Annotated in this window: 9 protein-coding genes; 2 read left to right on the top strand and 7 right to left on the bottom strand. The window is 51.7% G+C overall.

The window, feature by feature from the left end:
• The 5 genes from P3X23_RS09210 to P3X23_RS09190 form a co-directional block, all read right to left on the bottom strand.
• Window positions 1–1,977, bottom strand: a 1,977-nt coding sequence (locus P3X23_RS09210) for an AMIN domain-containing protein (protein ID WP_300875769.1), incomplete at its 3' end; no start/stop codon positions are given.
• Window positions 1,978–2,071: 94 nt separating this feature from the next.
• Window positions 2,072–2,800: a pilus assembly protein PilO gene (locus P3X23_RS09205; protein ID WP_300875767.1), complete on the bottom strand. Its 729-nt coding sequence runs from the start codon at window positions 2,798–2,800 to the stop codon at window positions 2,072–2,074.
• Window positions 2,797–3,498, bottom strand: a complete 702-nt coding sequence (locus tag P3X23_RS09200) for a PilN domain-containing protein (RefSeq protein WP_300875765.1) — start codon at window positions 3,496–3,498, stop codon at window positions 2,797–2,799. The genes P3X23_RS09205 and P3X23_RS09200 overlap by 4 nt, the downstream gene beginning before the upstream one ends.
• Before the next feature lie 11 nt (window positions 3,499–3,509).
• Window positions 3,510–4,589, bottom strand: a complete 1,080-nt coding sequence (gene pilM, locus P3X23_RS09195; RefSeq protein WP_367186587.1) for a type IV pilus biogenesis protein PilM — start codon at window positions 4,587–4,589, stop codon at window positions 3,510–3,512.
• Window positions 4,590–4,766: 177 nt separating this feature from the next.
• Window positions 4,767–6,014, bottom strand: a complete 1,248-nt coding sequence (locus P3X23_RS09190) for an acetate/propionate family kinase (protein ID WP_300875763.1) — start codon at window positions 6,012–6,014, stop codon at window positions 4,767–4,769.
• Between the two features lie 124 nt (window positions 6,015–6,138).
• Here P3X23_RS09190 and P3X23_RS09185 point away from each other — a divergent pair, with 124 nt between their 5' ends.
• On the top strand, window positions 6,139–7,836 hold the full coding sequence (locus P3X23_RS09185; RefSeq protein WP_300875761.1) for a phospholipase D-like domain-containing protein: 1,698 nt from the start codon (window positions 6,139–6,141) through the stop codon (window positions 7,834–7,836).
• Window positions 7,837–7,855: 19 nt separating this feature from the next.
• Here the strand turns inward: P3X23_RS09185 and P3X23_RS09180 are convergent, their stop codons facing one another.
• Complete coding sequence (locus P3X23_RS09180) at window positions 7,856–8,368, bottom strand: adenine phosphoribosyltransferase (RefSeq protein WP_300875758.1); 513 nt, start codon at window positions 8,366–8,368, stop codon at window positions 7,856–7,858.
• 165 nt (window positions 8,369–8,533) lie between these two features.
• Window positions 8,534–8,746 carry a hypothetical protein gene (locus P3X23_RS09175; protein ID WP_300875755.1) on the bottom strand — a complete coding sequence of 71 codons (213 nt, stop codon included), beginning with the start codon at window positions 8,744–8,746 and terminating at the stop codon, window positions 8,534–8,536.
• Between the two features lie 444 nt (window positions 8,747–9,190).
• On the opposite strand from P3X23_RS09175, the gene P3X23_RS09170 reads away from it, so the two are divergent.
• The gene (locus P3X23_RS09170) at window positions 9,191–10,333 is read left to right on the top strand and encodes a pilus assembly PilX N-terminal domain-containing protein (RefSeq protein WP_300875752.1); all 1,143 of its coding nucleotides are present in this window, start codon (window positions 9,191–9,193) and stop codon (window positions 10,331–10,333) included.
• The last annotated feature ends 326 nt before the right edge of the window (window positions 10,334–10,659 follow it).

Below are 10,659 nucleotides of genomic sequence, written 5' to 3'. Positions count from 1 at the left end.
ATCTATACTCTTCGGTGTTACCATCACCACAAGTTCTTTGCGTTGGCGCTGGTTGCTTTCCCGTCGGAACAACCGGCCCTTCAGGGGAATGTCCCCTTGAATCGGTATCTTCGTCACTAGCGAGAGATCCTGATCTTGGATGATGCCCGCCAGCATCAACGTTTGGCCATCTCGTAAGCGAATCCGCCCAGACTCCATCCGCCGCTGCGAGAGTAGAGTAACAGTGGAGCTGCCTCCTGCACCAGCGAAAATAACATCATAGGTACCTGCTGGTGCACTCACCTCTGGCGACAATAGCAGTGTTACAAAACCGTTATCATCAATTTGCTCTACACTAACATTAAAGATCACACCCGCTGGTCGAATAATCGGCCTAATCCTCTGAGTTGCGACAGCGGCACCGCTACCTGTACCAGTTGTCTGGGCAATCGATTCTATACCAGAGAAAATCTCCTGAGTTAGGTTGACTTGAGCTGCGCTTCCCTCTTGAATGACCAGCGTAGGATTGGCTAAGACAACAGAATTTCCTGTCTCAATAGATAACCGAAGTTGGGCAAAAAAGTCACTAAGGAAATTGCCCACTCGTGTATCTGGTGTTGGAAAAGATGTTAATCCACCCAAAGACGGTGTGGTTCCACGAAGGAGGGTGAATCCCTCAGCACTAAAGATAGCCCCCCACAACGTGTTACCAAAGTTTGTGATTAAGTCACTATTGGCGCTACGACTACGCAACAGATTGACATCAATAAACTTGACATTGACCATCACTTGGCGCTTGCGGACATCGTACTGTTGCAAGAGTTGGATGGCCATCTCGACCTTGCGCGGGGGGCCAATGAGGGTAATTGTGTTTGTGCGGGAGTCAGCCACTGCCTCTAGACCAGCTAATAGGGTTCTCCCTTGTCCCCCTTGTTGACTACCGCCGTTGGCACCATAGGCTTCTAAAATTTCTAGACCTCCCCGTTGCTCTTCATTTTCCGTGGTAGTTAGTTGCCGGTTCAGAGATGTCTGAGCCGTTGTTGCAGCCGCTGAACCACCGCCGCCACCGACTGTTCCACCGGTATCTGCAGAAGAACTTAGTGTGCGGCTAATTGTACTTTTCAAGGTGGCGCGCAATTGATTGAGGCGAATCGTGCGGACAATTCGATTTTGGGCATCGGGGGGTAAGTCTTGTCCTACAAAGATGGTGCGGCCTTGGCGATTGGCTTTGAGGTTGGTGACCCGCAAGATGTAGTTGAATACATCTTGAACAGATTCATTCTCAATATCAAGGGAGATTTTGGCACCGCCCGCTTCCCCATTGCCTTCGGGAAAAACAACGTTCATGTTTGCTGCCCGCGCCAATAGCGAAAGAACCTCTCGCACTGGGGCTTCCCGCAGCAGTAGGCGGGGAATCCGTTGATTGGTGCCTAGCTGAATGACATCGGGGTCGGCATTGATAGGACTAATGAGCATATCCCCAACGGGGGGTGGTACTGGGCGCGGTAGAAAAGGAGGTACAGCACTAGGGCCAGGGGGCATGGCCAGGGGTTGACCGGTAGGAGAAACTTGAGGACCAGCGGAGCCTTGAGCGGTAATGAAATTAATTTGCAGGCCGTCACGTCCTTCGCGAATGACTTCACCAATGGGGGCAGCACTAATGCCATTCACGGTGATGCGGATAGTTTTGGCGTCTAGTTGCACCACTTCGACGGAAGAAATACCAGGGGCAGGGTTATCTTGGCGGAAGGCACCCCCTTGGGGTAGGCGCAGTTGGCTATTCATAATATCTGCGATGGAGGCATTGCCGCGATTGACGGTAAAAACCGCTGGCCGTAAATTCCCCTGTACATTGAAGAGGAGTTGGATACCATTGGCAACGGTTACAAGGCGAATGCCGGTAATTTCAGTGGCTGCTGCCCAAGTGGGCGTTTGACTTGCAGCAATCAGGGCTGTTGTGGTCACCCCTAGGCCGAGACGATGTAAAAGCTGACGCATGATACTTAACTCCTCACAAATGCCACGAAACTTACGAAAAGAGTATGCAGCTCACTCCCCGAAGACTCTACGCTAGCTCTTCAGTGACTATGTACTATTTCTGTTGCGGTTGTCCTTGCTGCTCACCTCCTTGGGGCTGCCCCTCTTGGGGTGGTGGTGCCAGAGCGGCAATTTCCTCAGGGGTTAGGGGGACATAAGACATAAGCTTAAACGTGGCAATCACTTCACCGGGCTTATCAGCAACTACTTCCATCGTCAGGTTGTTAATGACGAGGAAATTTTGTTGCCGATCAATTTCTTGCATGATTTGGATAATGCTGGGAAATGGTCCTTGAACTGTTATATTGGTGGCCTGCCTTTTTAGTTTGGCATTTAATTCAGGGCCAAGCGAGCCATCTTGGACAATTCCTGAAGCTGCACTATCGGGTTCAAAGGTATTAAGTCGAGCGCCGCTTTTGAGGATGAGCCGGTTGAGGTCAAGGAGAAGGGTATCTAGGGCTTCCTGAGTGGCAAATAGCGATCGCACATCACGGTTTTCTCGTTTGGCGCGCTCTAAACCTATGACTACCTCATTGAGTTGCTTCAGGATTACTTCCCGCTGGGAAAGGTCATTTTCCTGTTGGCTAATTTCCTCCTGTAGCTTGGCTGCTTCCTCGAGCTTAGGGGCAATTAGAAGACTGCCTAAATAGACCGCTGCTCCCAGCCCTAGCAGGGCAATCAGTACCCCGCTGACAACGGGTGTCAGGGTAATACCAAAGACCGTCGGATAACTTGGTGCGGGTTCTTCAATTGGGGGGCCGCCAAAATCGCCAGTTAGAGTCACTGCTGTACCACTCCTTTTTCTTTGAGAAACTGAATGCGTGCCACCAGTCCTTCAACACCATTGGCGGCAAGTTCTTTCAGGAGTTCTGAGGCCGGCACATTGGCGATCGCAGTCTTGATACTGAAAGAGACTTTTTCTTCTGTCTTGTCTTCACTTTGTTGACTGATCCGTTCAGCCTTCACTAACTGAGTGGCCTTGCCATCAAAGAAGGGAGAACGATTTTGCAAGAGTAATAGAAAGTTACTGACTGCATCAAAGGAGGCGGCTGTGCCTTCAATCGTTAGCTCTTGGCCGGTTTGCCCACCTTGGCTAATTCGCTGAATTTGCACTTCCGCTGGCGTTTGAACCGCCATGTTGGCCATCACCGCTGACCAAGGTTTGACCTGATTAAATACAGTGGCAAGGGCTTTGGTTTCCGCTGATATTTGCTCCTGCTCTTTTTTAATTTGATCCATGCGTTGCAGGTCTGGAGAAATGGCTGCAAGGCGATCCTGAATGCTTTTTTGTTTATTCGCTAGTTGTTGTAGCCAGAGGTTCGCACTTACTGAGCCAAGAAGAGCCAGACCCACAAAGAAGAAGGCAGCTACGCCCCCAATAATAATCGGTACATTGCTCATCCCTTGGACCGGCGTTGCCGAACCCGCCATGTCTCCAATTGCAGGACGTTCTTTAAGGAGGTTAATCTCAATTGAGTACATCAGGAGTGCTCCTAAGCGCCACGCAGACTAAGACCAATCACCGTGCCTAGGGCAGGGCGTTTTTCCAAAGGAATCTCTTCGGGGGTTTGCAGTCCCAGCAAGCTAATCGGGTCAACTAAAGTGGTGGCATAGTTGAGTCGCTGACTAAAGAACTCATCCACTTGACCAATACTGGCACCAGGGCCTGCCAGCAGCAACTGGGAAACCTCCAGACTCTCCCCTTGGTTAAGGTAAAAGTCAATAGAGCGGCGGATTTCATCGGCTAGATCGGAGAGAACTCGCAAAATAGCTGCACCGGTGGGGTTGAGTGCTCCGGTCACATCCATCGGCTCTAGGGGAACAGTCAGATTCTCAATCAGATCAACACCCATCGAAGGAGGCAGGTTCATGGCGCGACTAATGGCTTCTTGCATCCGCTCTTTGCCAATGGGTACTTTGCGGTTAAACTGAGGAATGCCATCCTTGACGATGCTGATTTCTGTACCCTCATCGCCAATATCAATAATTGCTGCTGCTTCCCCCACAAACTGCTGTAGTAAATCCCGCAGGGTACGCATGAGGGCAAAGTTGGTCACCTCAAGGGCTTTCAGTTGCAAACCAGCTTGGGTAAAGGCATTGATGTAGGCATCGGTGACTTCGCGGGGCGTACCTACCAGCAAAATTTCCACCCGCTCAATGCCATCTTCATCAAGGAAGGTGCCTAGCTTTTGGTAGTCAACATCGGCTTCTTCACGGGGAAAGGGAAGGTACAGTGGAGCTTCCTGCATGAGAACCACTTCCCGCAATTCATAGTCGGGTAGTTCAGCGGGCAGGCGAATCAGGCGAATCACTGCTTCATTCATGGGAATGGCACTGATCACCTCTTTTTGTTTAATGCGCTTATCCTCAATTCCTTCACGGATGGCATCGGCAACGGCAGTGGTGTCAATGATGCGGCCTTCTTCAATGGCGCCTTCACTGAGCGGGACTGAGGCCATGGCGGTTATTTTCAGACCCTGCTTTTGCCGCTGAAGTTGCACGATATTGACCCGCTCTGGGGTGAGTTCAATCCCCAAGCCCTGCTTTGGTTTTGCAAATAGATTTCCCAGCACAATATCACCCACCAGTGAACGGTCAAGTTTGCATTAGCGAGATGGCGTGAAGAGTGAGTTGTAGAATAAGGCCGCGCCCTACCCGATAGGGTTATGGAAACACCTTTATTGCTAAGGCGATCATAACCAATGGGCATCGACTCTTTCCAATGCATTGGTATGGTTTGCAAAGTGGCTCTATGCAAAGTTTGGAGGATGTAAAAATTTCACACAGGCGCGAGCGATCGCCCAATCTTCTTGTGTGTGCACCACTAACACACGCACAGGGGCATCAGCCGACGCAAGGTCGCGATCGCCGGCTCCCTGTTCATTAGCTGCGCTATCTAATTCAATGCCCAGCCAACCCAGCCCGCGGCAGACATCGCGGCGCACAGGTGGGGCATTTTCGCCAATCCCTGCTGTAAACACCAAAGCATCTAGACCACCGAGCGACGGCAGGAGGCTAGCAATGCCTCGCTGTAGCGAATAAATAAAACAGTCATAGGCCAACCGGGCTTGCGTATTTCCCCGATCAATGGCCGCCAAAATCTGCCGCAGGTCGTTGCTGACCCCAGAGACCCCCAACAATCCCGATTGGCGATTCACTAGTCGATCCAGTTCTTCAATTGTCTTGCCGCGTCGCAACAAATAGAGCAAAATCCCCGGATCAATATCACCACAACGGGTTCCCATCATGACTCCTGCTGTGGGGGTAAAGCCCATTGTCGTCTCCACAGAGATTCCTCCCTTGACGGCAGTGAGGGAACAGCCATTGCCAAGGTGGCAGGTAATTAATCGCAACCCTGCTAAAGGGCGCTGCAACAGAGCTGCTGCCCGTTCACTGACATATTGATGGCTAATGCCGTGGAAGCCGTAGCGTTGAATGCCGCTGATTGTTAGTTCATAGGGAATGGCATAGGTACGCGCCACTGCTGGCAATTGAGCATGGAACGCCGTATCAAACACCGCCACTTGGGGTGTTTGGGGACAAATCTCCGCCATCAATTCCATCCCTAGCAGGTTGGCTGGATTGTGGAGCGGGGCATATTCACTCAATTCTCTAATGACTGCTTTGACCTGGGCATCTACGCGCACCGGTGCTTGGTAGCGACTGCCGCCATGGACCACTCGATGACCGATCATCGTAATTTCTCCGAGGCTTTCTAGGAGCTGGGTTGAGCCACTGGTGAGGGTCTCTAGAAGGGTTTTGAGCCAGTCCCGCAGGCTTGCGATCCCGCCCTCTGGATGAGTTAAGTTGGCTTCGTAGCGCTGGTCAATAGTGGTCACCTTTAGATGTGCCGCAGTTGGGTTTTGTCCCCAATCGAGGAGGCCTTGCCAAAGGGGATCGGGGGGGGCGATAGCTATTGCGGCGATTTCAGGCGCCAACCGATACAAACAGGCTTTTAGGCTACTCGAGCCAGCATTTAACACCAGCACCGTGATCATGACCGATCCGCCAAAGCATCGCTTCCATCCTAACCAAGCCGCTGTGGTCACCGATGCAGCGCAGAACACTTTGACGGGAAAAAGATAGCTCTAAAATTGGGGGACAGGCATTTGGGAAGTCAGCGTGTTTTGGCAAAAACTTCAATGGCGGCGACACGGTGTGTATCTACTGCTATTTCTACTGGGGCTGTTGATGGCGGCTGTGGTGTTTACTCAATTGCGATCGCACCCACTTCTGCGCCCCACCCTTGCGCCACTCCCCCAACATCCGCAAATTGCAGTGCACATGAACCACTCCCAAGCTCACCGCTATTCAGAACCCTACCGCCCTTATACCCGCGAAGGAGAAGACCTTGAGGCAATCATGATTGAGCAGATTGCCAAGGCACAGCAAACTATTGATGTGGCTGTGCAGGAGTTTCGCCTGCCAAATTTAGCAAAGGCCTTGGCAGCACGACAGCGGGCAGGGGTACGGGTGCGCGTGGTGATGGAAAATACCTACACAGCCCCCTGGGCAAACTACACGGCTGCTCAAGTGAGTGCCATGGAACCAAGGATGCGAGAGCGCTATAACGACTGGAAAGCGCTTGTGGATACCAATGGCGATGGCCAACTCAGCGCCGCCGAACTGAGCGATCGCGACGTGCAAACTATCCTCAATGAAGCCAAAATTCCTTGGATTGACGACACTGCCGATGGCTCTAAGGGCAGTCTCCTGATGCACCACAAGTTTATTGTGATTGACAATCGCCAAGTGATTGCAACAACGGCGAACTTTACCCTCAGTGATATCCATGGCGACTTGGGACGTCCCGATACCCGTGGCAATGCCAACTCCCTTTTGGTGATTGATAGCCCCGCCGTGGCACGCCTATTTACTGAGGAATTCAACATTATGTGGGGGGATGGTCCTGGTGGTCAGTTCAACAGTCGCTTTGGTGTGAAAAAGCCAGTGCGTTCACCCCAGCGGGTAGCGGTGGGCGATGCCATGGTCACGGTGCGCTTTTCACCTACCCCGTCCTCTATGCCTTGGTCAGCCTCCACCAATGGCCTCATCGGGGAAACCCTCAGCCGCAGTCGCCAAAAGATTGACATGGCTCTCTTTGTCTTTTCCGATCAGCAGTTGGCCGACCTCCTCGAAGAGCACCACAACCAGGGGGTTAGTATTCGTGCCCTGATTGACGCCGGATTTATCTACCGCGACTTTAGCGAAGCCCTCGATATGATGGGGGTAGCGATGGCCAATACCGCCCAAGCCCGTCAAGGTAATTGTTACTACGAAGCTGGTAACCGCCCGTGGCAAAAGCCCCTGCAAACGGTGGGCACTCCCCTCCTGCCAGAGGGAGATAAGCTGCACCACAAGTATGGTGTTGTCGATGAGCGCATCGTGATTGTCGGTTCCCACAACTGGTCGGAGGCAGCCAATCGCGGCAATGATGAATTCTTGCTGGTCATTGAGCATCCAACTGTAGCAGCCCACTACGAACGCGAGTTTGAGCGGCTCTATAGCAATAGTCGTCTGGGGTTGCCACAGCATATTCGGGATCGCATTCAGCAGCAGTTGAGGGCCTGTGGCGGTAAAATTGCCACCCGACCTGCTCCCTCCTCCAGAAATTCTGCCAGCACGCCTACTGCGCGGGTGAATTTGAATACAGCCACCGCAGCAGAACTGCAAACCCTACCGGGGGTCGGACCAAAGCTGGCGGCTGAAATTATCCGTGCCCGCGAGCAGAAGCCCTTTCAATCCTTAGCGGATTTAGATGCTGTTCCTGGAGTCGGGCCAAAGTTGCTCGAACGCTTGCGCGATCGCGTGACATGGTAGCGTCCTAACTAAGTCAGACTTAATAAGTTACAAGGGTAGTAATCGGCACATTGGGAAGTTTTTGCCGTCCCCCCAACTCCGTCAGCTCGACAATAAAGGCAAACCCATGGAGTTCTGCTTGGGCTTTTTGGATTAGACCCGCTGCTGCCGCTGCTGTGCCCCCTGTGGCAATCACGTCATCTACAATTAATACCCGCTGACCCGGTTGCACGGCATCTTGGTGCATTTCGAGGCGATCGCGCCCATACTCTAGTTCATACTCCACAGCATAGACCGGTGCACAAAGTTTACCGGGTTTGCGCAAAGGGATAAAGCCTGCTCCCAAGCGATAGGCCAAGGGAGCGCCAAAAATGAATCCCCGTGACTCGATGCCGGCCACGTAGTGAATGCCATCGTTAGCGTGTTTTTCCACCAATTGGTCAATGACGTAGCGCAGACCCGCTTGATTTTGCAGGAGCGTTGTTAAATCCCGAAACAAAATGCCCGGCTTAGGGAAGTCTGGAACATCGCGAATCAGGGATTTGAGATCCATAGCTAATGTAGTTCCAATCAGTTCAGAAGCATCCTATCCTAGATCTTGTCTAACGCCAAAAGTAGTGAGCAACAAAGATAACCGCCAATCCCCAAAGGGCAGGATGCACATCTTTGCCTTTGCCTGCTGTCCATTGCACGATTGGATAGCTAATAAACCCTACCGCTAGCCCCTACCGATGGAGTAGCTCAAGGACATCACCAGCATCACCAAAAAGGCGGGAATGGCTCCAGTAAGGTCAGACCAAGGAATGTCTAGGAGCGATCGCGCCATGAACACACCAGTAAGAACCAAAGCCAGTGCGGTTGCAACACTGGGAATTGCCGTTGTCATCGGCAAAAAGAACAGCGAGAGTAAAAATAGAAAGAATTTGCGCATTGACCGGCAAGATATAGGCCATCCTTAGAAAGGTGGTCAATGCCGCTAGTGCCTCCGTAGGGAGTGAGGTGTGTGCCTGCTGCAAATTGAACCAAGCCTTGGCGTGTGACTACCAACATCCTCTCAAGAGGTTGCTCCTTGGCGAGAGTTTTATTCAAGCTTATTTAAGCTTAGGGGGAGAATAATAAGTTTAATAAAGCTCGTGCTTGAGCCTAAAAAGAGGTTAGACATTTTGTGTTGGAGTAGCCTTGAACCTTTTGGGGAAAGTTCCAATTAAGGTTGAAATATGGATGTAAAGAAGATCACATCACTTCGCTCAAGTTGTGGTTAGACTATGCCTAGTGTGTATAAAAATCAAGGTATTGGCAGCATACCACCTCAGCATTAGCCAGAGCCAAGTTTTTGCAGTAAAACAAAAAAGTAGGGGTAATAGGGGACAGGCCAATGATGAAGAAACGGGGGCGCTCACTAAAACGTCGGTATCCCTCGGTGGGGTATCGGCAGCGGGGGTTTACTCTACCTTTGGTCTTGGGCATGGGGTTGATCATGATCGTAGTTGCCCTGACCCTGCTTTCGCGATCGCAACTGGATGTGAGTACCGCCAGCCTGCAAAAACAAACCCAACAGGCCTTTGCCGTGGCCGAAGGGGGCATGGCGCGCACGCTGGGTTTACTCAATGGCAACTACCAGATTCTCCTCCGCCGCACCTACAACCCTGCCACGAATACGAACTTTAACCCGCCGCAACCCTACCTCATTGATCGCTCAACGGATCCGACAAAAGTTGGCCAGCCCAATACAGAGGGTCGAAGTGTCCCCCCTGTCAATGAGTGGACGGCGGCGAGCCTAGGTTCTGATACGCCCCCCTGCTTTACCCTTGATAATCTGAATACGATTGTTCTGAGCGGCACAATTGGCACCCCTGTTCAGGGAAACTACCGCATTCTTGCGTATCTCTACGATGCCCCAACAGAAACAGGATACCTGTTAATAGAAGGCCGCTTGCCCAATAACTCCCCAGCCAATGCCTTCATCTGGCAAAAGATGAAGATTACGGATCGCAGCGTTCCCTCTAACTTTCCTGGACTGTTGGCGCAAAAGATTAACCTTGGTAACAATGATGTCTTTGGTAAGGTCAACGGCAATGTGATCTGCACTAACCCGGCCAACTGTGTTGTCCCTCAATCCGAGTGTCAAAATGGCCAACCGACGCAAACGGGATTGCGCACTGCCGTAGGAGCACTCGATAACTCAATTATCGAGGGAACGATCGCCATCAACAACATTAACCTACCCCCCTTTCCTAAAATCCCCGACCCAGTCGGAGGTTCTGTACTGGGTAATCTTCCCTTGACCACACTCCCCAGTTGGTTGCCCCCCAGTCAAGTCGATGACTTTCGGCAAGCACTGGAAAAAGCAGGGGGTTATAGTCAGGGTGCTTATAACATAGGAGACATTACAGACAGCAGTAGTTTTCCTCGAAGCAGCGATTACCCCTATGTGGATCCTAACCCCAACATTCCCTTCTTTATCCCCGATCCCCTACGGCCCGGGGAACAAATGGTGAATCCAGAGAAAGTCTATTAGGCCGATCAAATTATCAATATTAACCTCAGGGGCAATGAGAGAGTAGAATTCGATACCAGTGACTACGCCGTCCGACTCTACGTCAGGGGCAACATCTCCCTCAGCGGTAATGCAGGGATTGACAACACCTGTGCACCTGAGAGCTCCACCTGTGGGGAAGGCGCAAAGATGGGACTTCCCAAGGAGGTGGGTACCCCTGATAAGAAGGTGGGTACCCCTGATCGCTTGCGTATCTATGGCAATCCCCCTGATCCGAATAATATGAAAACTGACCAAGAGTTTACCCTCAGCGGTGGTGCAACGGCAGGGAGCCTCTTTGTCTATGC

This window comes from Thermosynechococcus sp. Uc (assembly GCF_029335995.1).
Classification (GTDB): Bacteria; Cyanobacteriota; Cyanobacteriia; order Thermosynechococcales; family Thermosynechococcaceae; genus Thermosynechococcus.
The sequence above is the reverse complement of the archived record's forward strand: the minus strand, read 5'-3'. Positions and strand labels throughout refer to the sequence as shown.

Coding starts and splice junctions, on each gene's coding strand:
- P3X23_RS09170 (WP_300875752.1), top strand. CDS start 9,191: ATGATGAAGAAACGGGGGCGCTCACTAAAACGTCGGTATCCCTCGGTG.
- P3X23_RS09175 (WP_300875755.1), bottom strand. CDS start 8,746: ATGCGCAAATTCTTTCTATTTTTACTCTCGCTGTTCTTTTTGCCGATG.
- P3X23_RS09190 (WP_300875763.1), bottom strand. CDS start 6,014: ATGATCACGGTGCTGGTGTTAAATGCTGGCTCGAGTAGCCTAAAAGCC.
- P3X23_RS09180 (WP_300875758.1), bottom strand. CDS start 8,368: ATGGATCTCAAATCCCTGATTCGCGATGTTCCAGACTTCCCTAAGCCG.
- P3X23_RS09200 (WP_300875765.1), bottom strand. CDS start 3,498: ATGTACTCAATTGAGATTAACCTCCTTAAAGAACGTCCTGCAATTGGA.